The organism is Paenibacillus luteus, assembly GCF_006542765.1.
Classification (GTDB): Bacteria; Bacillota; Bacilli; order Paenibacillales; family Paenibacillaceae; genus Pristimantibacillus; species Pristimantibacillus luteus.
In genome coordinates, this window is record NZ_SKCD01000011.1 from 566838 (window position 1) to 593136 (window position 26299).

Here is a 26299-nt window from a genome sequence, read left to right on the forward strand (position 1 = left end):
TTTCGAATACATAGCCGGTTTAATAATTCTCATCCTAAGCATCCTGATAAGCGGGCAAGTGCAGCATCTCTGGTACCGTAACGAATGTGTACTCTTTTTCTCGCAATTGTGGAATCATGAGCTTGAGCGCTTCGACCGTATTGTCCTTTCCGCTGGAAGAATGCTGCAAAATAATTCCTCCGGGATAGATTTGTTTGTTCACGATTTTCATCATAGCTGGCGCTCCGATTCCCGACCAATCCATCGTATCCACAGACCAGTTCACGACCGCCATATTTAGCTCATGTACGGCCTTTACTCTTTCCTCGTCCAATTCCCCATACGGTGGACGAAACAACAGAGGACGCAAGCCCGAAATGGCTTCCAATTGATCCTGCGTATCCTTGATTTGTTTCCGAGCTTCCTCGATTGTCAGCTGGTCAAAATGAGGATGCGACCACGAGTGGTTAGCTATTATATGTCCTTCCTTTACGATCCTCTTCACCATCTCCGGGTGGGCCTTCGCTTGTTTTCCCACAATAAAAAAAGTCGCCTTTATCTCATTTTCTTTCAAAATATCCAAAATACTAGAAGTGATTTCCGTATCTGGCCCATCATCAAAAGTCAATGCAACGCGCTTTCCATCAGCTGCTGCACCGTTGTAATAAACCTTTTTTTTAATAACGTCTGAAGCTACATTCGTATGATTATCACTGCTCAGTTCCTCAAGTCCATCGATTTGTTGATTATCCGGACTAGAGGGATGCTCGCCATATTGCAAGAAATATTGCTTTAAGCCTTCTACGATGCCCTTTGCTGCTGCCGCTTGCCCATCCGTGCTAAGCATAATAGATTCCTCGTCAGAGTTGGTTAGGTAACCGACCTCAACGAGTACTGCCGGCATTTCGCTAAGCGAAAGCACCTTAAGCTGCTCCTCCTTTACTCCGCGGTCTCGAAATCCTAAACCCATGATCATGTTCTGTTGAACGGATTGAGCTAATAGCCTGCTGCCTTCCTCTGTGTGTAACGTCTCCGTTCCGTTTGCAGAAGCATCTGTGTACGTATTTCCATGAATTGATAACAAAGCGTCAGCTTGCCATTCATTAGCCATAGCTGCGCGATCCTCCAATTCTACGAATATATCTGTTGATCTTGTCAATCGCGGCTCAAACATCGGTTCGTCCCTTAGCAAATCGAACACCTTCATCGCAAGCGTGAGCGTATAGTCCCTCTCGTATTTCCCGCTAGCCCCCGTGGCGCCTGGATCTTTCCCTCCATGTCCCGGATCGATCATAATTTTATACTTTGGCGATTGAAAGGATGCCAGAGGTGATAGTTTTACCGGATTTTCAAATGAATGCCCGGTTGACCGGATAGGAAGTTTATCGCTTGTATAGCTGATACCCCAAGCGGTTACACCTCCCACCAAAGTAATAAATAGAACAAAAAGAATGATGATGGCTTTGATGGACAGTTTGCGTTTTTTATACGTATTCATGGTGCCTCCTAGCGAATGATAGTAGTAGTCATCTCTTAAAAACAACTATAGTTGAGAGATGTCTCGCCAACTTCGCTAGCATGTAAACAAGTTGTGTACGACTGCTACTATTACTGTCTATGAATAAGCAAACGTCGACTCATTCCTAAACATCGTATGCGCAAAAAGCACAGCTTCTGCCGTTAAGCATAAGCTGTGCTTATTATTTCAGTTCCTATTTAAATTCAATGACTAGGCTTTGCATGCCTTTCAATACTCGAGTTTCTGACATAGGCTGAGCAATTTCATACAGCTTGGCTCCACTAAGCATTAGCTTCCCATTATCAGGGCTCCAAGCCATCTGTACTGGAATCATTCCTTGATAGATCAGTTTCATGTTTAATACGTTATTCCCGTAAAGCCTGGCTGCAAATACGGAATCGCCATCTTGGGAAAAAGCAATAAATTTCCGGTCATCCGATAGTCGAAATAATCCTATATCCCTTAACAGAAGAGACACCACGGCATTTCGCTGGTCGTAGGCGTACAAATTCCCATCTGCTCCAACGAAGGCGATCTGATCCTGATGAATCCACTCAACCCATCCGCCTTCGCTAATCGGATACTCGTATTTGCTCTTGAATTTATCCCCGCTCCAAAGGCCGATTGCAAGCATCAACTGCTTGGCTTGGTATTTCACGATGACCGCACTTTCCCCATCATTAGAAACATGAACCGAATGGAGAGCGACAGACTCCTTTAAGTAAGGGTCATTTTGCTCGATCGAATACCGTTTTGTATTCCTATTTTCTGTATCGTAAACGCCAATTTCCGCCTGCTTATCCGCTTCATTTTCCAATGAATAGCTGAGGAAGCGGCTATTGCTAGACCATGTCATTCGGATAAAACGCAGTTGATCGGTTGTGATCGCTCCAATCAGCTCATCATTGCCTCCTGTAAGTGAAAACAATTTGAGAGCAAAGTCACCATTCTCCACGACTGGAAAAGCTACCTTCTGGCCATCCGGTGACAAAGCTACTAAATTTTCAAATAGAAAAATGCCATCTTTCTCATCCCATAATTTCAAACGGGACACATAAGGAAACTCTACGCGGTCAATTGTCGATGAAAGCTTGTAATCCTTTGCTCCTAGCGTAATTAAAGAGTTTTCTTTGCTCCAACCAAGCGGATAGACCTGGTCTAATTTTCCGTCCAACACCGGATAGATGGTCTTGACTTCGAACATGGACAGCTCGTCATTGGTGGCCTGCTGATCCTCTTTATCTTCAATAATAATCGTCTCGATTTTCTTCTCTCCCTGGCAGCCTGCCAGAGAGCAGCATATAACGATGAAGAATGCCAGATAGAAGACTCTGTTTCTCATGCTCATTCCCTCTCAGCTTTCAAGTACGAAAGCTCAATTTGCACGCAAGTCTGCCCATTGTTGCTAATAATTCGAATACGACCTTGGTGTTCGTCCACAATAGACTTACTAATACTGAGGCCAAGTCCTACGCTCTCTGCTTCATTAGTGACGTTCTCGGCCCTATAGTACGGTTCGAATATCTTTTCCAGATTTTCAGCACTGATCGTTTCCCCATCATTGGTAACCATGATCGTTACCTCTTGGGCATTCAGATGAGCCATAACCACTATTTCCGAACATGTAGACGAATACTTAATTGCATTATCCAGAAGATTGATAAAGAGCTGACGTAACCGGTCTGATTGGCCATAAACGAACAAATCATTATCCGCTTCGCAGCGGATCGTTTTTTTGTACCGCTGCGCTTTGATCGCCATCGACTCCGACACATCCCGCAAGATACGAGCTGCATCTACTCTTTCAAATGTATGGTCTCCTTCAGATGCTTTGGACATTTCCAGAAGCTTCAAAACCATGTCATGCAGCCGTTTGCTCTCATCCATAATATGGACCATGCCTTTTTGGAAAATAACCGGATCTTTTGTACCATTCATCAGTATGATTTCGGAATAGCCCATGATTGTAGTGAGTGGTGTCTTCAGCTCATGGGTCACATTATCAAAAAAACGCTTCCGATGATCATTCAACTCTTCGAGCCGGTCCCTGTCTTTCTCAATGGTCAAAAATTGCTCTCGTAGCTTCTCAATCATGCTGCTAAAGTTAGCGGCAAGGCTGCCGATCTCATCCTTGCGTTTGAAAGCGATGCGAACGTATAAATTTCCATTCTTCACTTCATTTGATGCTTGCATCAGCTTCACTAGCGGAACCGTTACATGACGCGAGAGGATATAGGAAAACAGAAATGCTGCAGTAAATACCGCCAACGCGATAGAAAAAATCGTTCGCTGCATGGCTCTGCTTTGCTCGTAGAGCGGAGTAAAATCTTTCGCAAAGCGTATGATTCCTACTTTGGTGCTATTAACAACAACGGGATAAGCATAGAGAACCGAAACTTCCCCGTTAAACATTGCAATCGTATAAGCAGTCTTTCCCTGCATGGCCTGTGTCAGATCATCTCCGCCTGCTTTAAATAAATTCTGATCAGAAGCATAAAGCAGCTCACCTGCTAGCGAATACATTCCGACACCGCCGGAAGCCGTATGCTGCAGATCTGTTCCCATGTCCTCTGCAATTTGCTCATAATAAATCTCATCACTTGTAAAGTGGTGGGTCAGAAAGGATTGCCGAATATAGCTGTTGCTGTTCTTTTTCAAATCGATCAAGCTATCGGAAATCGTGTTTCGGTTGCCGGATTCGATATTCCTTGTCACCCACTGATTAAGAATTAAGAAAAAAACGGTGAAAATAACAAAAAAACCGAGGATGAACTTGGCCCTAATCGTGCGGATCATAGGCAGTATCCACATGTTTGTTAAATTTGTAGCCAATGCTGAACACGGTCGTAATCAAGTCCGCTGCATCCAGTTTTTTGCGCAACCGTTGGATATGGGTATCCACTGTTCTCGTGTCTCCCGTATAATCGTATCCCCATACGTAATCCAGCAGCTCCGTTCGAGTGAAAATTTTCCCCCTATTTGTATAGAGTTTCAGGAGGAGATCAAATTCCTTAGGTGTCAATTCAATTTCCTTTCCGCTTTTCTTAACGACTCTTTCACTAATAGCGATCTCGATCTCCTTGAAACGAATGACTTGCTCTTCTTGATCGGTATTTCCATCGGCTTGCCGATTGGCTTGCGCAACCCGTCGGAGGATGGTTCGAATCCGTGCAATGACTTCCCTTAAATCAAAGGGCTTCGTAATGTAGTCATCCGCGCCAAATTCGAGCCCCAAAATTTTATCGGTAATATCCGATTTTGCCGTAATCATCAGAATTGGGATATTATACGAAGCTGTTACTTGCTTGCAAATATCCAAGCCGCTTTGATCCGGCAGCATCCAATCGAGCAGCAGCAAATCCGGTTTGAAGGACGCAATTGCCTTCAGACCGTTTGCACCTGTATTGGCTTTTTCCGTTTCATAACCTTCCAAATTGAGACCGTATTCCAGTATATCTGCAATTGCAGCTTCATCTTCAATAATTAAAATTTTAGTTTTGTCCATATCCATTCCTTATACGTCTGATTTTCAACATTATACTTCTTGCATGTATCGGCAACGTAATCAACTTGTCACAAACTTGTAAACTTCATAGGTTTGAGTTTGATAAATCACATCGTTTCCTGAATCATGAATTTATGTTCTCCAGATTCATGCAAAATAATATCATCTTTATCGGTATTTATATCTTTTCTATCCCAACCTCGCATAATCGCCATCAATATCCAAACCGAATAGCATCCCTAATTAATGGAAACCCTAACATTACTTATTACCACCATTCCCAGAAAGGAGACCTTCATGAAAACCTCTTTATCTATATCGTCAAGTTTGGAAGAAAATTTAAAAAGAATGGAAACTTATTTTGACAATTGCAAAGACCTAAAAATAACCTCGTGGCGCTTTGGACCTGACCTGGAAAGCACTGCGTTCACCGTCTATTTCGACACACTAATTAAGCAAGATCAGACAAACGATGTAAAAAAAGCTCTGCATATTCTCGTTTCTGAAGACATTGGCCCCGCATTGACCATTACAATTGAAGATATTATTCGTTTTTTTGAAAATCAAGGCACAGCTTCCCCAACTACGCAGCGAATGGAAACGATGGATCAAGCGGTTCAATCCATTCTGGACGGAGAAGTTGTTATTTTCTTCAACCGATGGGATAAGGCACTGAGCTATGCTGCTCTTGATGTAGAACAGCGGCAAGCCACCGAGCCTATAACAGAACCCAGTGTGCAAGGTCCTCATGTAAGCTTTATTGAAAATCTCGATCGCAATATCGGTGTCCTGCGCAACCTGCTAAAAACGCCAAAGCTTAAGTTCGAGTTTTGTTGCGCTGGAGAGCTTAGCCAAAGAAAAATAATGTTCGGTTATCTCGAAGGGACCGTTGATCCCGAAACCTTAACTGTATTCAAGCAGCGGATTGCAAAAATAGACAAGGAAGAAATATTAGATACCTCCTATTTGGAGGAATGGATCGGTGACTCTATGTATTCTCCTTTCCCTCAGGTTCGATATACGGAACGTCCAGATAACGCTATATCTGCTTTGCTTGACGGCAAAATCATCTCCATGGTTAATGGCAGCCCCTCCATCTTAATTTGTCCTGGAAGCTTTTTGGAATTTTTTATAACCAGTGAGGATTATTATTATCGTCCCATATTTTCTTCCTTGATTCGATGGATTAGAGTGGCCGCCTTTCTCATAGCCCTGATGCTTCCAAGCACCTATATCGCACTATCTTCCTTTCATTCCGAGCTCATTCCGACTGTACTGCTGCTAGCGATCTTGAACACACGGGAAGGCATTCCGTTTCCGGTCATGGTCGAGGCGCTCATTATGGAATTTTTCTTTGAACTGTTGAGGGAAGCCGGTATCCGTCTGCCAAGACCCATTGGTTCTGCAGTGAGTATCGTCGGAGCGCTTGTCATTGGAGAGGCAGCCATTCAATCCCAAATCGCGTCTCCAGTGATGGTCATCGTTGTCGCGTTAACAGGCATCGCGTCTTTTGCGCTGCCGCAATACAATATGGCTATTGCCATTCGAATTTTGCGTTTTCCTTTGATGTTTCTTGCCGCAACCTTCGGTGGTCTTGGCATCATGTTCGGTTTCATTCTAATCTATCTACACCTAGCAACCCTGCGTTCTCTAGGACAGCCCTATTTGGCAGCGCTCACCCCTCTAGATATGAGTAAGCTGCGGGATGCATTATTTGTATTTCCGCGAAAAGTGCTGCTGCATTCACCAAGAAGCAAACACATGCGCAAAAAATAATGTGAGGGAGAGAACGCATTTGAAGGCTCTTGCTGCTATGATCATTTCTACGCTTATTCTGAGTCTGACGTGCGGATGCTGGGATAATAATGAATTGGACGAATATGGCTTCGTACAAGCTTTAGCCATTGATCGAACAAAGGACAATCTAATCCAACTAACCACCCATTTCTATAATCCATCTAGCAAAATGGAAATTGGCGACGGCGGGAAGGCATCGCAAAAGGGTATCAATATCCAAACAAGTGGTGAAACCATTTTTGATGCGGTGCGGGACATTCCGATTAAGTTCGGACGTAAAGCCAAATGGGATCATATGCGCGTCATTCTGCTCGGTGAACGATTAACCAAGACTCAAAACATTATGGAGGTTCTGGATTATTTCTCAAGGGATCAAGAGCCGCGGGGTACCGTCTTACCGCTTGTTGCCAAAGGAAACGCTGGTGACTTTCTGAAGATTCAACCCTTTATTGAGCAAACCATTGGCCAGCAGTTCAAAAAAATGGAAACGAGCGGAGCTATTTATACTGCCAAAACATCCAATATTCCATTTTATGAGCTGGCGATTCAATTAAAGAGCCCTTCGAAAACATCGGCTATTCCTGTTATTCATAAAATCAATGATCAGCGTGATGCGGAAGTATCAGGCGTTGCTTTTATTAAAGATGGCAATCTGGTTCATATCATCGGAGAGATGGATACCGAGGCTTATATGATGCTAACAAATAAATACGTAAACGGTATTTTGGATTTCCCTTGTATAGGAAACTCTAAAGGTTATGTACAAAACAAAGAGACGCTTGAGGTTTTGTCATTCTATAGCAAAGTGACACCAAAAGTCGAGGGAAATAACGTAACCGTCGACGTTAAATTGGAGATTAAGGGTACGGTTGGCGAGCTTAGATGTTCCCTTCTCACCACAAAGAAAGATATCGAGCGCTTCGAAAATGCAATTAATGAACGGGTTAAACAGCAGGTTCAGCATGCTGTTGCGACATTTAAGCAGCAAAAACTCGACGCAATCGGCATCGGCAATCAAATTTACCGAAGAAATCCAAAACTCTGGAAACGGCTCGAGCCATCATGGGATACCCATCTTGCACAAAGTCAGTTTCAAATCACGGTTGATACAGAAGTATTAAGCACCGGCATGAACGTAGGCACCCCATTTGGCAAAAAGGAGAAGTAGCGTTGTTCGGAAGATTACTCTGTGTATTGGTTTTAGCTGCTGCAATGTTAATTTGTGATATCCCGAAATTTAAGATTGCCGCTCCGCGAGACCGAGTCGTATATGGAGCGCTGTTTGTGGTTCTGGCATATCTTAGCTTTCTGTTTATTTCCAGCATACACGGACCCAATGTGGATTCCGTCTTTAATCTGCTGGCAGCGCCAGCCAAACAGATTATCCAATGGCTTGACCCGGCAAAATCGTTATCCTAAGCGTCAATCAGGAGGAGATCATGAGAAAGCAAGAACGTATTAGCTCAGTCCAAATGTCCATGCTGTTTCTCATATTCATGACGGGCTCCTCCATCGTGATAATCCCTGCTCCACTAACTGGCATGGCTGGTAATGGGGCATGGATTTCACTTCTGATTGCGTACACCTTAGGCATGCTTCTAATGACTGCCTTACTTTATTTGTACAGGCAATTTCCTGATAAATCGATTGTTGAATACAGCCGTATCACCCTAGGCAATGGATTAACGATGATTATTCTTCTCCCCTTTACTTTTGTGATGTTTTGGAATGTAGCAGGCATTGTGATCGAAATAGGCACTTTTTTCAAAAGCACCATGTTAAAAGAAACGCCAACGTATGCCGTAAGTACTCTTTTTTTTATTACGATCGCTTTGAGCGCACTCGCTGGAATCGAAGTGATGGCTAGAATGGCAGCCGTTTTATTAGCCTTAATGTTTGGTTGCATCATTTTGGTCTTGGCCTTGGTTGGCCCCCTGTATCACCCCGAATACCTGCTTCCTGTGCTGCCTGATGGGATTGGTCCTGTACTTCATGCCGCTTATATTGCGTATGGATTCCCTTACTCCGAGCTTGTGATCTTTGCTGTCATTTTGCCGCTGATTAAGATGAAGGACAAATCTAAAGTTGGCAAGCATATGTACCTAGCACTGATAGTCAATACTTTAACCACACTTGCATCAGTTATTTGCAGTATCATGGTTCTAGGTCCACTTTCAGGCGACCTTAAATATTCTTTATATCAGCTTGCCCGTCTGATCTTTGTACAGGAGGTCATCGAGAGAATCGAATCCGTCATCGGCTTCTCGCTCATTGTAGGCTTCTACTTCAAAGCGTCCCTACTCCTGCTCATTTTGATCAAGTTTTTGGCACAGCTGCTTAGACTGAATAGTGAACGTCTCCTAGTCTTTCCTGTTGCTTTCATTTGCCTCATGCTGTCGCTGACTACCTACACAAACGAGGCAGATCTAGAGGAAGTGGTCAATATCACTTGGCCTTTGCTCAACAATATTGCATATGTTTTCCCTATGCTGTTACTAGCATTCGTTGCTTTCATGCGAAAACATAGCAAACGCGGTAAAAGTTGAGCTGGTGCAACCTCTATTTCGTTTGTTTATGCCATTGATTATTTTTGATCCTTGCATCTGTTCCCAATCAAATTTTTGGAATGATATGATTAAAAATTGAAAGAAGGTCTTGTCTGTGGGAGTTTGGGACACGGCAATAAGGTCTCTATTGGCCTTTACCACTATGATGATCATTGCACGTATTTTGGGCAAGGGTACAATTGCTCAGATGACTTACCATGATTTTGTAGCATCCATAACGATGGGAGCCATTACGGCTAATATCGCTTTTAACAGTACGATACCCTTATGGAGCCTATTAACTGCTGCATTTACTTTCACCGGAATTGCTTACGTATTAATGATATTTGCGATGAAAAATCGCAAACTTCGAAGTTGGTTTTCGGGTAAGCCTACCGTATTGATTCAAGATGGCAAAATCCTTGAAAACAATATGAAAAAACTTAAGATCACACTGGATACACTCAATCAAGAGTTGAGGGAAAAGGATGTTTTCAACATTCTAGAAGTTCAATATGCCATATTAGAACTTAACGGTAACGTTTCGGTCTTGAGAACGCCAGAAAGCATGGCAGTGACAAGGAAAGACATGCATTTGGTTGTTCAGTCAAAACAAGCTTTCCCCATCGAATTGATTATGGACGGAAAAATAATCGAGTCTAATTTTAAGCAAAATAATATAACCGAAGATTGGCTGCGTTCACAAATTGAGCTGAAGAAACTTTCATTCGATAACATCAATTATGCTGTCATCAGCTCAACTGGAAATCTTTACTTGGATGAGCTAAAAGACCAAATTAGCAATCCAATTGACATTGAATGAAAAGACTTTCAGCGATTAAGCAGTTGAAGCCAAATCGGGCTACTAGAGCATAGATTTCATTGAACGGCCTGACTGATGTCGGTAACTGTGTATGTGCGCACACCATGCAATCAGCCGAACATCCATAGATCGCTTTTTTAAATTCAAAATGCTATATTGAAAATAATAACTAGGGAAGGGTGATGTGCCATGTTATGCATCTCCATCGAATACATCCATATTAAAAAAATAATATACAAACCTATCAACCAAAAGGATGGTCCTTCTTGAAAATGAATAATAGCAGTAACGTTCCTGTCCGTTTTTTTATTAACGACAGGATCAAGCTTGAGAAAAATGCGTTAACTGAACTTGATCAGCTATTAACGGTAAACGAATCTGTAGAAATGTTGAAACAGCATACGCCCGGCTATTTTATGAACGAGAACGCGAAAATCGAAGAAGTGTCGATCACTCCGGATTTTCACAAGGGAAGCGGCATTCCAATCGGTACAACCATCTTTACAAAAGGTTTCGTCATCCCCCAAGCGGTCGGTAATGACATCAATTGCGGGATGCGGTTATATACCACCTCGCTAGTAGAAGATGACATTCGGTCGAATCTCAAGCAAATCGAAAGTGATATTCGCCATGTTTTCTTTGAAGGCGGCCGTCATATCCCAATGACAAGGATTCATCGTGAAGCGATTTTAAGAGAAGGCTTAATGGGTATTTTGGAATCGCAAAAATCATTAAGACGCGATGGTCTATGGCAATTTTACGATCCGAAGCAGCAAGAAATAGACTTATCGAAGGTAAACCGTTTAGGTTCATTTATCACTGACCAAGTTGACGGACTCGATAGCTATTTAGGGAGCAATGACGTGACCTATGATAGCCAGATTGGCTCCATTGGCGGCGGGAATCATTTTGTAGAAATCCAAAAAGTAGTAAATATTCGCAATCATGCTTTAGCAAATGAATGGCAGATCAAGGCCGGGCAAATTGTCGTAATGATTCATACGGGTTCTGTTTCCATCGGTCATCATGCCGGACTGAACATTAAAGAAATGTTAAAAGACATCTATCCTAGATCTTTGAAGCAACCTAGTAATGGCATCTATGTACTTCCGCATTCTGAACACTATGCTCCGCAATGGAAGCGTTACTGGACTTTGCTTCATAATGCAGCTAATTTCGCTTTTGCAAATCGTTTGTTTTTGGGACTCATGCTTCAAAAATCATTAGCCAACACTCTAAAAGATTTTGATTATAAATTGTTATACGATGCGCCGCATAATTTTGTTTGGGAAGAGACGATTGATGGCAGCCCAGGTTTTATCCACCGTAAAGGCTCTTGTACAGCGAAGTCGGCAGAGCAGATGATGAACACACCCTTTCAATACACGGGTGAACCCGTCTTCATTCCTGGCTCCATGGGTGCCAAGAGCTATATCCTCGCAGGACAAGGGAATCGGGAGAGTTTGTTCAGTGCAAGCCATGGCGCAGGCAGACAGTTATCCCGCGGTGATTCCGTTAAAGTGGATGATGCTTTGTTCCGTGACTTTATTTCAAAGTTCCATGTCGTTACGCCAATCGATCCCAGTCGCAACGATGTCAAATCCAGGCAGGATATCTTGAAAAAATGGGAAGAAGAATTGAAAAAAGAGGCGCCCTATGCATACAAGGATATCAATGCCATTATCGAATCGCATGAGGAACACGGCATGGCGCAAGTCGTGGCTGAGGTAGAACCGATCTTGACGATTAAAGGGTAACTTAATGTACCTTGTCTTTGAATAAACAAGCAATCATATAGCAAAATAATCCCCTCAGATCCGCAGGATGAAGTTCATTGGTTAGCCTGAACTTTAATCGGCAAGAATGAGGGGATTTCTTGTAACCAGATTCTTTGATTGACTAAGACATTTAAGGTAAGAATCCGGCTACAAAGGCGAACACTTCGTTTCTTCAGAACGATCTTCTCGCTTCGCTTAAACTTCATTTTTTAGTTGAAATATAGTAACTAAAGTTTTATAACCACGCAGCCATCCAATGCATCCCATTGTACTTTAGCGCCGAGTGCTTCAGAAATAAACCGGACTGGCACATACGTTTTCCCACGGTATGAAGTAATGGCAGCGTTCATTTTGTGTTTTTTTCCGTTCAAAGTAACATTAACATCATACACCTGCATCTCTAATCGTTGATCAGCATAAGTGACTATTATTTTATCGTTCTCGTAGTTCACCTGTGCTCCAATCGATTCAAACAATGCACGCAGTGGTACCAAGGTGACTCCATTCACCTGAATCGGACCCGGCTCTGCCTTGATATAGTTATCATTCACTTTTAATGATATTTGCCGGGTTGCAGGCTTGGCGTCGACCTTGCTCATGAAATGGTCAGGTTTTACGCTATACGGTAGGTTCCGACGATTTCCCCAAGTCCAGATCATTCCGTTTTTGTCCAGTGCAGTGCCGCTATTCAAAGCAATTGCATTGATTTTAGTCATATTTTTCAATGGTTGTATTTGTTTTGGTGAGCCTCCAACCCAATCTGATTTCCCCCATACGGTACCGTCTTGATTCAAATATAACGAATAGAAGTTTTCGTAACTTACGCTGAGCTTATGAAAATGTTGATTCGGGAGTTCGGATAAGAATCCTGTCTCTGGCAGGACCTTCACTTCACTATTGGAGGTGACATCACTATCAATTGCAGCAAAATCCTTTACAGCCGTTGGAGAAACCACCGAGTACATTCCCATATCCATGATATAAGTATTCCCATACCAATTTACGGTCTTTTTATCCTTCATCAACACCATTAAGCTTTGCATAGAGGCTCTAATTTCACTCACGTTCTCCACCGCTATTTTCGGAATGCTAGCTAAATCAAGATCAGCTTGTGTTGGAGCTGAGCATGACACTCCCCTATTATTTTGAAAGTCCGACCTCATGATGGCTACATAACAAGGACTCCCCCAAATATAGACTTGCCCCTTTTCGTTTAAAGCCATGAATGCAGGCCCCGCACTGATATCTTTAATATCATAGAGCTCAGTTATTCGTTTTGGTTTCTCGGTATCCTCTACACTCCAGGTCCACACTTCTCCTTTGGCAGTAAGCACTAGATTACCTGCGATTTTTGTTGCTCCTTCAATGCGAGGTCCTCGCAGTGCAGGACCACTGCCGGAGCCGATCCATATCGTGCCCCCCTCTTGCAGAGCATAATAATATTCCGAATAACTGCTATCATACAGATCGATGATATGATCCAATGGAATGGCTTCGATCATTTGAGCTTTTGATCCGTATATCAAATTACTATTCACGATAGGTAGTAAAAACATGCCGACCAAAACTAATAGGATTATCTTCCTCATTACAAATGCTCCCCTTTAACAACTATATAGGTTGAACTAAAGTTTCACGTTTTGGTCGCTGCGCGAGTAGATCATTCTATGAAGTCTCAATTGCAGCCAGAATCTTTGATTGACATAGACATTTAGAGGTATGAATCGGCAGCTAACGTGAACACTTCGTTTCTTCAGAATGATTTCTCGATTCGCAAATCATTCATTTCTTTCTGACAAGTTCTCTATAACTCCAAAACCTAGCCATAAGCTGCCCCTTTGAAGCCGGCGGACTAGAATAGATCTATTTTTTAGACCTATTTCTTCCATCTTATCTAGCTCACTTATCACATCCATTTCATCCGTTTCGGCTATTTCTACTATTTCTGCTAAATTTACGAGACAAGTGATGACCATGAAAATCGAACAGCAGACTAATAGGAACTGGACAAACTGCTAAGATAATAGAAAAAACGCCAGATGTATTTACGCGATCAAACGGTTTGTTTACATGCTGCGTAGCAGTATACCCGCAAATTCCCTTCAGTTATATCGTTTTTTTCAACCTCGTGTCCGAAAATACGAAAACACTATGGTCAGAATGATACATCGTATCTATTTTCGAGTAGTATTCTGCATTGATGTGCAACTCTAAATGCTAACAGATGTTTCCATATCTTCTAACGCGGATCTCGGTGAATAGTTGCATATCCGCTCACGATACAGCAAAAAAAAACCGCATTGCAAATGTTTATTCGCAACGCGGTTTTCTATGAATTTCTTCTTAATTGTCTATATAGGTTGAACTAAAGAAATGCCGTTTAAGCGAAGCGAGAAGATCGTTCTGGAGAAAAGAATTGTTCGCCTTTGTAGCTGGATTCTTACCTTTAAATGTCTTAGTCAATCAAAGAATCTGGTTACAACCGCGATCGTAAGAATAATCTACTCGCGCAGCGACTAAAACGTGAAACTTTAGTTCAACTTATATAGTTGCCCAAATCCGATTAAGCATTATTTGCCATCCATTGAAAGTGGAAGCTGCCCTTCTGATCCAGCCGCTCAAACGTGTGTGCTCCGAAGTAATCCCGCTGTGCTTGCAGTAAGTTAGCTGGAAGCCTCTCCGAACGGTAACTGTCATAATAAGCCAGCGCGGAAGCAAAAGCAGGAACAGGTATCCCTCTGGTTACCGCTATCGAGATTACCTTTCTCCAAGCATCCTGATAGTTTTGAACGATATCTCTGAAGTAATCATCCAAGAACAGATTTTTCAGAGCAGGGTCACGATCATACGCATCCTTAATATTTTGCAAGAACCCAGCACGAATGATACATCCTCCGCGGAAAATCATCGCGATGCTGCCATAATTAAGATCCCATTTATACTCGTCGGATGCCGCTCTCATTTGTGCGAAGCCTTGCGCATAGGAAGCGATTTTGCTTGCATAGAGCGCTTTGCGGACGGCCTCGATAAATTCGGCAGGATCACCGTCGTAGCTAGCTGCATCCGGGCCATTCAACCGTTTGCTTGCTGCCACGCGTTCTTCTTTCATCGCTGAGATAAACCGTGCAAACACTGATTCTGTAATAATGGATAAAGGTACGCCTAAATCCAAAGAGCTTTGGCTCGTCCATTTGCCGGTTCCTTTTTGGCCTGCAGAATCAAGAATGACATCAACCATCGGTTTTCCCGTTTCCGGATCAGTCTTGGAGAAAATATCAGCTGTTATTTCAATTAAATAGCTATCCAACTCGCCTCGGTTCCATTCCGAGAAAATTTCGTGCAGCTCGCTTGTATTTAAATGCAAAACATCATTCAGCAATTGATATGCTTCACCAATCAGTTGCATATCGCCGTATTCGATGCCGTTGTGCACCATTTTCACATAATGGCCCGCGCCGTCTTCCCCAATGTAGGTAGAACAAGGATCACCGTTAACTTTGGCCGATATCGCAGTCAAGATTGGCTCTACAAGCGCATAGGCGTCTTTCTGCCCCCCCGGCATAATCGAAGGACCTTTCAGTGCTCCCTCCTCGCCTCCAGAAACACCTGCTCCAATAAAGCGGAAGCCTTTAGCTTGAAGCTCTTTGTTTCTTCTTTGCGTATCTGGGAAATAAGCATTCCCGCCGTCTATCAGAATATCTCCTTGATCAAGGAAAGGTAAAAGCTGATTAATCGTATCATCAGTGGGCTGCCCCGCTTTTACCATAATTAAAATTTTGCGCGGTGTCTCTAGCGATTGGACAAACTGTTCAACACTAAAAGTACCCACGAAATTTTTCCCTTGCGCTTCCGCTACAAGCTCATTCGTTTTCTCGGGGGAACGATTGTACAAAGCAACCGAGAACCCTCTGCTTTCGATATTCAAAGCTAGGTTTTTACCCATAACCGCCAAGCCGATTACGCCAATTTGTTGTTTACTCATCGCTGACTTCCTTCCTGCTTTGCTTTTGAATGAAATGTTATTATTATTGAACTGATTTTTTCCAGTCTGCAGCAAATTTCTCCATTCCTTGATCGGTCAAAGGATGCTTAGAGATTTGTTCAATCACACTGAATGGAATCGTAGCAATATGCGCACCCGCCATTGCAACGCGAGTCACATGATCAGGATGACGGACAGAAGCCGCGATAATTTGTGCATCCAGCTTATGAATACGGAATAATTCAGCTACTTTCACGATTAATTGAACGCCATCTTCTGAAATATCATCCAAACGGCCTAGAAACGGAGATACATAGGTCGCGCCAGCACGAGCAGCCAAGAGCGCCTGATTCACAGTGAAGATCAAAGTGACATTTGTTTTTACGCCTTTTTTGGCCAGATAGCGGCAAGCCTCAAGACCGGCAAGCGTCATCGGAAGCTTGATTGTAACGTTTTTATCGTTATTGTTGATTTTGATCAGTTCATTTGCTTGAGCGATCATTTCTTCTGCGGTTTCGGCATCAGGTGTTACTTCAGCAGAAACGGATTCAACGTCCGGCACTTCTCGTAAAATTTCAGCAATGCGATCTTCGAATTTCACTCCTTCTTTGGCTACCAAAGATGGGTTCGTTGTCACGCCGGATAAAACACCAATTTTGTACGCTTTTTTAATATCCACCAAATTAGCTGTATCGATAAAAAATTTCATAATCATAAACCTCCAATTTTTTATTTGTTTAGCAATTCTTTAGTCAAGCGAACTACGTTGTTAGTGGAGAATCCAAAGTATTCCATAACTTCATTACCAGGACCTGAAGCGCCAAAGGTGTCAATGGACAACACTTTTCCGAATGGTCCGGTATATCGCTCCCAGCCTAACGAAATTCCAGCTTCTATCGCCAATCTCTTCGACACGGAATCAGGAAGAACCAATTGCTTATAGTCTTCAGACTGACGGTCGAACAGCTCCCTGCTCGGCATCGCAACCACACGTACCGAGTGGTTATCCCGCTCCAGCTCGGCTTTAGCGCTAACGGCAAGAGAAACCTCAGAACCGGTAGCGATCAGGATAACATCTGGCTGATCGTTCGTTTCAGTAAGAACATAAGCACCTTTGGCCACATCTTCTACATTTGCTTTAGTCTCATCATATACAGGCAGATTCTGACGGCTTAGTACAAGAGCTACCGGACCTTCTTGCTGTTTCAGCGCGTATGCCCATGCGCTTGATGTCTCGTTTGCATCCGATGGACGAATCACCGTAAGTCCCGGGATTGTACGAAGTGCAGCTAGATGCTCAACAGGCTCATGCGTCGGTCCATCTTCGCCGACCGCAATGGAATCATGCGTAAATACATAGGTGACTGGCAGCTTTTGCAAAGCAGCCAACCGGATCGCTGGCCGCAAGTAATCGCTGAACACGAAGAACGTGCTGACAAATGGTTTAACCCCTCCATGCAAAGCCATGCCATTACCGGCTGCCCCCATGGCATGCTCACGCACACCGAAGTAAATATTCCGTCCCGCGTAAGATTCGACTGCAAAGGTTTGCTCTCCACGAATATCCGTCATCGTCGAATGCGATAGGTCTGCGCTGCCTCCAAAGATCGATGGGACGGTTTTAATGTAATGATTGATAGCTTCACCGCTTGCAATTCTTGTTGAAACGGTTTTGGAGGAGTCAAATGTTAGAATGTCTTCGGCATCGATCGAGACGGATCCATCGATGACTTGTTCAAGCTCCTTGCCTTGCAGCGGATACTGCTCCTTATAAGAAGCCAGTAAGCCATTCCATTCTGTTTCTTTGACTTCGCCCTGCTGCTTTAACTTCTCGAAATGAGCTTTAACTTCTGTCGGAACCGTAAACTCTTCCTCGTACTTCCAGCCATAAACTTCCTTCGTTGCAATCGCTTCTTCTTTGCCAAGTGGGTTGCCATGCGCTTTATTTGTTCCCGCTACTTTCTTGCTTCCATAACCAATAATCGTCCGAATTTCAATGATGGTTGGCTGTGAATCATTTTGCTTGGCTGCTTCAATCGCTTTAGTAATTTGCGCAACGTCGTTGCCGTCTTCCACCCTTAAGTAGTGCCAATTAGCGGATTCAGCTCTCTTCTGCATATTTTCCCCGAAGGAAAGGTTTAGATCCCCATCCAATGAAATATCATTGGAATCATACAGTGCAATTAATTTGCCCAGCTTCATGTGTCCAGCCATGGACATTGCCTCGTAAGAGACACCTTCCATTAAGCATCCATCACCAACTAGCGCATACGTATAATGATCGATGACCGGGAAGCCGTCTTGATTGAATTTCGAAGCCAAATGGGCTTCAGCCATCGCCATTCCCACTGCCATTGCAAGTCCTTGGCCCAGAGGCCCGGTAGTCGCTTCAACGCCATCCGTATGTCCAAATTCAGGATGACCCGGAGTTTTGCTGTTCAGCTTGCGGAACTGTTTTAAATCGTCAATGGATACCTGATAGCCTGACAAATGCAGCAGGCTGTAAAGCAATGCTGAGCCATGGCCCGCAGAGAGAACGAAACGGTCGCGGTTAAACCATTTGGCGTGACCTGGGTTGTGATTCAATTGGTTCGCCCAAAGCGCATACGCCATTGGCGCAGCCCCCATCGGCAGCCCGGGATGGCCTGAATTTGCGCTGTTAATCGCATCAATAGACAAAGTACGAATCGTATCAATAGCTAGCTGGTCAATCGTTTGTGTGATAGGCATATTCTTCTCCTTTAATTGCTTCTATTTTTTGTTTAGGCTTGGAATCGAACCACCAATGATAGCCGTCTCTTGCCAATAGCTCATCGGACTCGGCAGGTCCATAGGTACCTGCCTCATAAAAATGAAGGGGAACAAGATTTTCTTCAAAGGCATTGAGGATCGGCTGTACCCATTTCCAGGACAACTCCACCTCATCCCAATGCGCAAAAAACGTTGAATCCCCATTCAAGGCATCGTGAATCAAATTTTCGTACGCCTCTGGCACATCGTTGCGGCTCGTATGAAAATCGATATGAATAGGCTTGAACTCCCCTTTATGCTGGGGATCTCTCGTATTTAATTGCAGCGAAATGCCTTCATTGGGGCTAATTTCAAACACAAGCAGATTAGGCTGCTTACTGTCATCATTGGTATGGGATTGCTGTTTGAGCGGTTCTTTGAATTCAATGACGATCCGGGTCGATTTCTCCTTCATTCGTTTCCCTGTACGGATGTAAAATGGAACGTCCCGCCAAAAATAATCGTCGATTTGCAGTTTGGCAGCTATAAATGTGTCATTCATGGATGTGGCGGCAATTCCCGGTTCAGCTCTGTAACCGGCAACCGGCGTATCCTGAATCACTCCCGCTTTGTACTGCCCGCGGATCACGCTCGATTTAACATCTTGTTTTTGCAGTGGTTCAACAGATTCCATAACCATCTTCTTTTTTAAGCGTACATCTTTGGAGGTACTGTTCTTCGGAAGATGGATCGCCAGCATCATTAGCAATTGCAGCATATGGTTTTGGAACATATCCCTCACGGCACCAACATGGTCGTAATAACCTGCTCTTTCCTCGACGCCGACGGTTTCGTTAGCCGTGATCTGTACGTTCGCAATATAACGGTTGGTCCATAGTGCCTGCAGAACCGGATTGGATTGTTGTAGAACTTCTAGCTTCTGCACCATTGGTTTGCCTAGATAATGGTCAATTCGGAAAACCTCATGCTCTGCAAAAGCTTTGCTTAATTTCTCATTGAGGTCCCGGGCCGATTGCAAATCATGGCCGAATGGCTTCTCGATCACCAGACGCTTCCAGCCATCCGCTGAACCAAGTCCGCTTTCTTGGATATTGGATGCGATGGTCTCAAAAAATTCAGGCCCAACGGATAAATAAAACAGTCGATTCGGCGGAATATCAAGCTCTTTCTCCCGCTGTTCAACCACCTGCAGCAGCTTCTCGTAATCCTCTTTATGACCTACGTCTAATACTCTATAGCGGAATGCTTGTAAGAAGCTTTTCATTAATGCAGGATCGTTCGCCTCGCGTCTCGAGAAGGTACGCAGCGATTTTTCGACATTTGCCTGAAAAGCTTCATCCGACACTTCTCTTCTGCCCAGACCAATGACAGAGAAGGATTGCGGCAGCTTCTGATCAACAAACAAATTATATAAGGCCGGGTAAATTTTTCTTTTGGCTAAATCCCCCGTCGCTCCAAACAAAACAAACGTTGTTGCCTCCATTATTTCTAACTCCCTTCAAGCATGGTTTCTCGTGATTCGATTAATCAATGGCTTCTTTTCCTTAGTTCAACTATAATACGAATATCACCTATACAAGTAATTAATATATTTCACAGGAGCTATAGACCATGTCTATGAACAACTATGAGTTATATAAGGTTTTTTATTGGGCTGCGAAGACGGGGAGCCTGACACAAGCTGCCAAATCCTTATACATCACGCAACCGAGCGTCAGTCATGCCATCAAACAGCTGGAAGACAGCTTTGGCATCACCTTGTTTTACCGAAACTCCAAAGGCGTCTCCCTGACTCAAGAAGGGGCTATCCTCTACTCCTATATTGAAAAGTCCCAAATCCTCATATCATTGGGCGAAGAAAAACTGGCTGCGCTTAAAAATTTGGACAGCGGGGAGCTGAGGATTGGCGGGAGCGATTCATTGTTCAAGCATTATTTGCTGCCGTATTTGGAAGAGTTTCATCAGAGCCATCCTGGCATTAAGCTGCAGCTGATTCATGGCACCACGCCAGAAGTCATTGCTTTCTTGAAAGAAGGCAAAATTGATCTTGGTGTTGTCCGTATGCCGATTGTTGATCCCCAGCTCGAGGTTAGAGAGGGAATACAGCTGCAGGACTGTTTTGTTGCGGGGGCTCATTTTTCAGAGCTTAAGGGGGTGGCGATTTCGCTCGATATGCTGCTCGCGTATCCCGTTATCTTATTCTCGCGCAACAGCCGTGCCCGAATGGCCATTACGGAATTATTTCAAGGCTACGGCTACGAGCTTAAGCCCGAAATCGAGGTCGGAAGCGTCGATCTTCTCATTGCGTTTGCTCGGAAAGGACTCGGAATCTCTTATGTGACTAGAGAATTTGTTTCCAAGGAGCTGGAAGAAGGCTCGCTCTTTGAAATTCAGTTAGAGGTGCAGCTGCCTCCTTCCCAAGTAGGAACGATGATTATGCGTAATATGCCGCTTTCTAGCGCTGCAACGAAGTTCATCGAGCTTGTCAGATAGACAGAGCACTAATAAGCAGAAAGAGGGCTGCCTAGACAGTCCTCTTTCTGCTTATTACCTACCTATTCATCCATTAGTTATGAATCATTCTATACGGTCAGCCCGTATCCATTCCATCTCCTCTATATTTAGTAACGCTTTAAACCTCTCCACAATAATGTGTGCGTTATCCAAATTCATGACAGATTCAGCGTCGAGCAAGCTCTTCAAATTTAGAATTCCCAGCTCGTCCAAGTGAAAAAGAGAAAAAGCATTAAAATTAATATGTTCAAGTTGCTTTCCTATTTGGTTTTTCAACTCAGATGTTTTATTTAATTCAGTTAATGCTTTCTGCCTAATATCATCTGAGTCAGGGTTAATATAAAGCAGTTCTATTACATCCTCCTCAGGAAAACGTTCCTGTAAAAAAATTTGCAGCGCTATCTCTTCCATTTCATATGAATAGTGAAACTGCGAAATTTCCTCGCCCATACTCAAAACGGAAAATCCCCAACCGTGATCTTCAAAGTTGTAAAAATATAACACAGGCATAGAACATGTTATATTTATAATATCACTTGGGTATTCTTTTATATCCGTTAATCCTTGACCGGAATGGTAAACGACACCGCTGTTCCTGCGCCAGGCTCACTTTGAATATGCAGCCCTTGGCCATACAGCTGGGTTAATCGACTATGCGTATTAAACAAGCCAATACCACGTTCTTCTTTGCCCACCGGAGATAGCAGCTTTGCCACTTGTTCCCCATTCATTCCAATACCCGTATCCGAGATCGTAACACGAATAGCACCTGCTTCACTCTTTATTCGAATGCTTAGAGTGCCGCCCTTTGCCTTACTTAAAATGCCATGCCGAACCGCATTCTCCACTAGCGGTTGGATCGTTAATGGAGGAATCAGCACGTCGTCTCTATCCCATTTTACGTCCCATTCGATCTGCAGCCGTTCCTCAAATCGCTGCTGTTCGATGTACAGGTAGTTCTCCACCAGTTGAAGCTCACGCGAGAGTGAAACCAGCTTGCCAGCGGTCAAGAAGTCGAAGCTAATGCGCAAATAAAACGTAAAAGCCTCTACAAGTTTCCTCATCTTGTCTGAATCAATCTCACTGAGTGCCGTAATCGAATTCAGTGTATTAAATAGAAAATGAGGATGAATTTGCGCTTGCAAATAAGCAGCCTCCATGCGTAAGCGGTCATTGACGGCCTGTTTCAGCGACGACAGCGACCAAGCGCGATATTTCAACTCCAGGCCATCCACTGGCTTGGTAACATAATCGTTGGCTCCAGCACGAAACCCCGTATAGATGTCTTCCGGTTTGCTGCGGGCCGTCAACAAAATAATAGGCAGTTCATAAAGCGTAAACCGTTCTCGGATCAATCGGGTCAATTCATACCCTGACATCCCCGGCATCATTACGTCAGCGATCACAAGATCCCACTGGTCTTGATGCAGTTTATCTAGTGCCTCACCTGCAGAATTGGCAGTTCCGATATAATAATTTTCTGTAGACAAGATATGGGTAAGTACTTTGAGATTGATAGAATCATCATCGACAGCTAGTACACGAATTTGGTCGACTGCGCTAGAGAGCTTCGAAATATGATCAAGCTCCTGACTTGTATTGCTGGAAGCAACCATAGCGGCAGTCTCCGATGTAATCTTAACTAAAGCTGCCGACCACGCCTCCGAATCCATTTCTGCCGGAGGTGACAATAAAGGTGCAGAAGGCTGCGAACGCTCCTCATGCACTGCTAATTTGAAGCTGAACACGCTGCCTTTTCCTGGCTGCGATTGTAAGAGCAGCTTGCTGCCATGCAATTCAACTAGCTCTTTGCAGATGCTAAGCCCAAGCCCCATGCCTCCCCCGCCAAAAGAGCCCTGTTCATAGGGGATAAATGCGCGCTTTTGCATGATTTCATCCATTCCAGCACCTGTATCCCTGATTTGCAGCAGCACTTGGCCCTTTTCATATTTTGCTGACAGCTCTACAAAGCCATTCTGCGTATACTTTAGCGCATTATGCACCAAATTAATAAGAATCTGTACCAAGCGTTCCTCGTCTGCATCTACATGCGGCAGGTCCTCCGGTATATTCATGCGCAACTCAACCTTGGTACCTTCGCTCGAAAACCTAAGCATGTCCAGCACGCCAGCAGCTACAGACTGCACGTTTACCTTTGTCAATCGGACCGAAATTCTTTTTTCCTGCAATCGTACGACATCAAGCAAATCATTTAGCATATGCGACATCCGGCGACTGACCATGACAAGCAGCTCCATATCTCGCTGACTCTGTTCATCGAGCACTTGTTTTTTTCGGGTCAGTACGCTCTGGGCAATGTTCATAATGCCATGGAGCGGCGTCCGCAATTCATGAGACGTATTCGCTAGAAAACGATCTTTAAGCCGATTAGTCTCAGCCAATCGTTCATTTAGCTGCATATTCTCATCCGAATTATTAAAGTATCTTTTGAACCAATAGGCAGAGAAACTGGTAATGGCAGCTATCAAATCAATCGGATAAAACATAAATTGAGAGGTACCCGCATAATAAACCGTCCCCCACAAAATATTATTGATGACGCATACGACTGAGAACACTAGGAACAATGCCCCTTCTCCCTTATCGAACACCATCCGCATGAAATAGTAAGCCGTCCAGAACAATGGAACGTAATACAGGATCATATAGAGTCCTTTTTCAAGAGAATACAACACCATCTCCGTCGGACCTACAGCAACAAAAAGGGTAAAAGCAAGTAACAGGAAGATGTAACCATACAAAAGTACGCCTTTTCTTCTTATACCGCCAAGACCTCTTCCCATCAGCAAGAGGAAAAATGAGAACCACATGAAGGCGAATGCTTTTATTTTCCACATCCATGCAAAGCTCGCATCCATCCACAGAAACAATAATCCATGATGATGAACCGCAACCGTCATAGCTGAAGCTGCCATCAAAAAGAAAAATATAATAAACTCCTTTTTTCGCCTATTCATTAAATAAATGATTAAAGCATACATCGCATGAAGCATAAAAATGACACAGACGATTAGCTGAAAGGCTAACGAATACAAGTAGACTTTATTAACCACTTCATGCGTGCCAAATTGTACGGATCGAACGATGCCACCTTGGAGCGGTGACTCCTGATTTGCTGCCCGCACGAACACATTAAGCTCCATCTGATCCTTCTGAGCATAGGTGACCATAAAGGACTTAGTTTCAGATATATGCTCATCCTTACTCTCGGCAAGCACGCCGAACTCCGCCAGCACTTCCCCATTAATTTCGACTTGGGAGGCCGTGTAGATCGACTGAAACCATATGCTTAGAGGCTCTGATAACGGACGATCCAGCAAAATTTTCACATAATAGGTTCCGTATCCATAGGCATTCTTTTGGGCAGGATTAAAAGCAGCATTCCAGTTGCCAGGAACCTGCAGCATTTGACCATCCGAAGCGTCACCAGAATTAGTTGAACCGATCCACTGCCCTGGGTAAAATAACCAATCCCCATCCATCGGAAACGATTGTTGATTCTCAAGATCTATACCTCTTAAATCAAGCAAGCCTTGCTTCACCGTTGGAGGATTAGATAAAGAAAGCCAATCATGCCAACTCCATCGCACCGAGACAAGGATAAGAATGAACAATACTAAATAAATGATATGACTTAGTCTGATCTTATTTTTAGAAGTTTTCATGTGTGCCTCGCTCGCTGTATATTCATAATTCCCGACAGATGATCCACAAGCCGTGGTCATCTTCTGTCAACTTGCCACTATCTTACCATATTTCCTCTCACTACCAGAAATAAAATGACATATTTTCAGGCCTGTTGATTAACCACTAAATGGTAGAAAAAGAGCCGTCAACCCGGTAAAATGTTTGTACCCCTACAAACAGACCGAAAGGTGACGACTCCATAAAAAAGTCTAATACGATTCTCTCAATCCTTCAAACCATTCTTGCGCCCGAAGAAGTTGATTCCATCGTGAAGACGGTTGGCTATGTCGATGTGGCGCGAAAATTCACCGTTTATCAGTTGCTTCACTATTAGGTTGCCGCAGCAGTGAGGAATGGTCGGCCTATCGTTTCGGCTACTTGTCCGCAAATGTAATCGTGAAACAAGGCGCAAGGCATGTTAGCCCTTTATGCGAATCCTTGGAAAACCCCGACTTTATTATGGTGATGGACCGGGCTTACGGAAAATTGGAACGCCTGGATCGCTATAAACAAGCGGGTCAACCTCATACAAATAAACTCCAGCTATTTACTGGAGTTTCAATTCAAATATAAACTTGCATTTAGAAAAGTGGTTCGAATATAAATCTACGAGGGTCCCAATCTAATAATACGTATAGATGCGCTGTTAATTGGTTGATCTGCTACACCGCCGAATGGTGGATATTGAATTTCTGCAGATAAATCAATGGTTGTTTGTGTGCTCGTTGCTGGGATTAGTGCTCGCAATTCTATGACGTCCCCAGATAAAAGTCTAAGAATTGAATCCGAACCAACAGCTCCAACCTCTTGATCTGTGAAAACGGCAATTCCTGATCTCGTTGAGTTTTGTAAACTACCATTTACAAATATACCAAATGCACAATGCGTTGCCACTTCTTCTGGCAAGAAAACGATTTCCCACATAATGGAATAGTCTCCATCCACAGGTACCGTAAGTGTTGTAGCGGTTGCCGTTAAACCACCAAAAAGTACCACATCTGGCTGATCAAATTGGTTAAAACGAACAGCTTCATCCGCTCCAAGAGTTTGGGAATCGTTATCGTATATACTACCGTAAACTGGTGAAAATGTGCCTGTTGGTCCTTGCGGACCTGTAACGCCTTGTGTCCCTGTTGCTCCTTGCGCTCCTGCTGGTCCCTGAGCTCCTGCTACTCCTTGAGCACCCGATAAGCCTTGTGGACCGGCTGGTCCTTGGGCTCCTTGCGGACCTGCTGGTCCTGGGACAGGGGTGACATTAACAACCGGACGCGGGCAGGTTACTTTAACTATTTTCTTTTTAACGATTATATTTTTCTTCTTATTTCTTTTTGGTTTACACACAACAACAACTTTTTTGTGACATCTTTTTTTATGTTTATTTCCTGAACAATTCAAAA

19 protein-coding genes are annotated in these 26299 nt (G+C 43.6%); 7 read left to right on the forward strand and 12 right to left on the reverse strand.

What is annotated here, in order from left to right:
* Positions 1-34: 34 nt before the first annotated feature.
* From E0496_RS10555 to E0496_RS10570, 4 genes are all read right to left on the reverse strand, one after another.
* Positions 35-1477, reverse strand: coding sequence for an N-acetylmuramoyl-L-alanine amidase (locus E0496_RS10555; protein ID WP_141501515.1), 1443 nt, complete (start codon positions 1475-1477; stop codon positions 35-37).
* Positions 1478-1691: 214 nt separating this feature from the next.
* Positions 1692-2840: a WD40 repeat domain-containing protein gene (locus E0496_RS10560; protein ID WP_141501516.1), complete on the reverse strand. Its 1149-nt coding sequence runs from the start codon at positions 2838-2840 to the stop codon at positions 1692-1694.
* Positions 2841-2842: 2 nt separating this feature from the next.
* Positions 2843-4330 carry a sensor histidine kinase gene (locus E0496_RS10565; protein ID WP_338325837.1) on the reverse strand — a complete coding sequence of 496 codons (1488 nt, stop codon included), beginning with the start codon at positions 4328-4330 and terminating at the stop codon, positions 2843-2845.
* Positions 4278-5003 carry a response regulator transcription factor gene (locus E0496_RS10570; protein ID WP_141501518.1) on the reverse strand — a complete coding sequence of 242 codons (726 nt, stop codon included), beginning with the start codon at positions 5001-5003 and terminating at the stop codon, positions 4278-4280. The genes E0496_RS10565 and E0496_RS10570 overlap by 53 nt, the downstream gene beginning before the upstream one ends.
* Before the next feature lie 297 nt (positions 5004-5300).
* Here E0496_RS10570 and E0496_RS10575 point away from each other — a divergent pair, with 297 nt between their 5' ends.
* From E0496_RS10575 to E0496_RS10600, 6 genes are all read left to right on the forward strand, one after another.
* Positions 5301-6779: a spore germination protein gene (locus E0496_RS10575; RefSeq protein WP_141501519.1), complete on the forward strand. Its 1479-nt coding sequence runs from the start codon at positions 5301-5303 to the stop codon at positions 6777-6779.
* A gap of 1 nt (position 6780) precedes the next feature.
* A complete protein-coding gene (locus tag E0496_RS10580; protein WP_241674679.1) occupies positions 6781-7968 on the forward strand; it encodes a Ger(x)C family spore germination protein in 1188 nt (395 codons plus the stop codon).
* 2 nt (positions 7969-7970) lie between these two features.
* Positions 7971-8219 carry a hypothetical protein gene (locus E0496_RS10585; RefSeq protein WP_141501520.1) on the forward strand — a complete coding sequence of 83 codons (249 nt, stop codon included), beginning with the start codon at positions 7971-7973 and terminating at the stop codon, positions 8217-8219.
* Between the two features lie 20 nt (positions 8220-8239).
* On the forward strand, positions 8240-9346 hold the full coding sequence (locus tag E0496_RS10590) for a GerAB/ArcD/ProY family transporter (protein ID WP_141501521.1): 1107 nt from the start codon (positions 8240-8242) through the stop codon (positions 9344-9346).
* A 115-nt stretch (positions 9347-9461) separates the two neighbouring features.
* Entirely contained in the window at positions 9462-10169 is a 708-nt protein-coding gene (locus E0496_RS10595; RefSeq protein ID WP_141501522.1) for a DUF421 domain-containing protein, read from the forward strand.
* 272 nt (positions 10170-10441) lie between these two features.
* Positions 10442-11926 (forward strand): RtcB family protein, encoded by a 1485-nt coding sequence (locus E0496_RS10600; protein ID WP_141501783.1) that lies wholly within the window; start codon positions 10442-10444, stop codon positions 11924-11926.
* Positions 11927-12174: 248 nt separating this feature from the next.
* Here E0496_RS10600 and E0496_RS10605 read toward each other — a convergent pair whose 3' ends face one another.
* The 5 genes from E0496_RS10605 to zwf form a co-directional block, all read right to left on the reverse strand.
* Positions 12175-13536, reverse strand: a complete 1362-nt coding sequence (locus E0496_RS10605; protein ID WP_141501523.1) for a stalk domain-containing protein — start codon at positions 13534-13536, stop codon at positions 12175-12177.
* Positions 13537-14510: 974 nt separating this feature from the next.
* Complete coding sequence (gene gndA, locus E0496_RS10610) at positions 14511-15929, reverse strand: NADP-dependent phosphogluconate dehydrogenase (RefSeq protein WP_141501524.1); 1419 nt, start codon at positions 15927-15929, stop codon at positions 14511-14513.
* 43 nt (positions 15930-15972) lie between these two features.
* Entirely contained in the window at positions 15973-16638 is a 666-nt protein-coding gene (gene fsa, locus E0496_RS10615) for a fructose-6-phosphate aldolase (protein WP_141501525.1), read from the reverse strand.
* A gap of 20 nt (positions 16639-16658) precedes the next feature.
* Positions 16659-18653 (reverse strand): transketolase, encoded by a 1995-nt coding sequence (tkt, locus tag E0496_RS10620; RefSeq protein ID WP_141501785.1) that lies wholly within the window; start codon positions 18651-18653, stop codon positions 16659-16661.
* Positions 18637-20163, reverse strand: coding sequence for a glucose-6-phosphate dehydrogenase (zwf, locus tag E0496_RS10625; RefSeq protein WP_141501526.1), 1527 nt, complete (start codon positions 20161-20163; stop codon positions 18637-18639). The genes tkt and zwf overlap by 17 nt, the downstream gene beginning before the upstream one ends.
* 128 nt (positions 20164-20291) lie before the next feature.
* Here zwf and E0496_RS10630 point away from each other — a divergent pair, with 128 nt between their 5' ends.
* Positions 20292-21173, forward strand: a complete 882-nt coding sequence (locus tag E0496_RS10630; RefSeq protein WP_141501527.1) for a LysR family transcriptional regulator — start codon at positions 20292-20294, stop codon at positions 21171-21173.
* A gap of 84 nt (positions 21174-21257) precedes the next feature.
* On the opposite strand, the gene E0496_RS10635 is transcribed toward E0496_RS10630, so the two are convergent.
* The 3 genes from E0496_RS10635 to E0496_RS36860 form a co-directional block, all read right to left on the reverse strand.
* Positions 21258-21650, reverse strand: coding sequence for a hypothetical protein (locus E0496_RS10635; protein ID WP_141501528.1), 393 nt, complete (start codon positions 21648-21650; stop codon positions 21258-21260).
* Positions 21651-21751: 101 nt separating this feature from the next.
* Complete coding sequence (locus E0496_RS10640) at positions 21752-24880, reverse strand: hybrid sensor histidine kinase/response regulator (protein ID WP_141501529.1); 3129 nt, start codon at positions 24878-24880, stop codon at positions 21752-21754.
* 628 nt (positions 24881-25508) lie between these two features.
* Positions 25509-26297 (reverse strand): collagen-like protein, encoded by a 789-nt coding sequence (locus E0496_RS36860; RefSeq protein WP_141501530.1) that lies wholly within the window; start codon positions 26295-26297, stop codon positions 25509-25511.
* Between the last annotated feature and the right edge of the window lie 2 nt (positions 26298-26299).

Coding starts and splice junctions, on each gene's coding strand:
- E0496_RS10555 (WP_141501515.1), bottom strand. CDS start 1,477: ATGAATACGTATAAAAAACGCAAACTGTCCATCAAAGCCATCATCATT.
- E0496_RS10560 (WP_141501516.1), bottom strand. CDS start 2,840: ATGAGAAACAGAGTCTTCTATCTGGCATTCTTCATCGTTATATGCTGC.
- E0496_RS10570 (WP_141501518.1), bottom strand. CDS start 5,003: ATGGACAAAACTAAAATTTTAATTATTGAAGATGAAGCTGCAATTGCA.
- E0496_RS10575 (WP_141501519.1), top strand. CDS start 5,301: ATGAAAACCTCTTTATCTATATCGTCAAGTTTGGAAGAAAATTTAAAA.
- E0496_RS10590 (WP_141501521.1), top strand. CDS start 8,240: ATGAGAAAGCAAGAACGTATTAGCTCAGTCCAAATGTCCATGCTGTTT.
- E0496_RS10600 (WP_141501783.1), top strand. CDS start 10,442: ATGAATAATAGCAGTAACGTTCCTGTCCGTTTTTTTATTAACGACAGG.
- E0496_RS10605 (WP_141501523.1), bottom strand. CDS start 13,536: ATGAGGAAGATAATCCTATTAGTTTTGGTCGGCATGTTTTTACTACCT.
- gndA (WP_141501524.1), bottom strand. CDS start 15,929: ATGAGTAAACAACAAATTGGCGTAATCGGCTTGGCGGTTATGGGTAAA.
- fsa (WP_141501525.1), bottom strand. CDS start 16,638: ATGAAATTTTTTATCGATACAGCTAATTTGGTGGATATTAAAAAAGCG.
- zwf (WP_141501526.1), bottom strand. CDS start 20,163: ATGGAGGCAACAACGTTTGTTTTGTTTGGAGCGACGGGGGATTTAGCC.
- E0496_RS10630 (WP_141501527.1), top strand. CDS start 20,292: ATGTCTATGAACAACTATGAGTTATATAAGGTTTTTTATTGGGCTGCG.
- E0496_RS10640 (WP_141501529.1), bottom strand. CDS start 24,880: ATGAAAACTTCTAAAAATAAGATCAGACTAAGTCATATCATTTATTTA.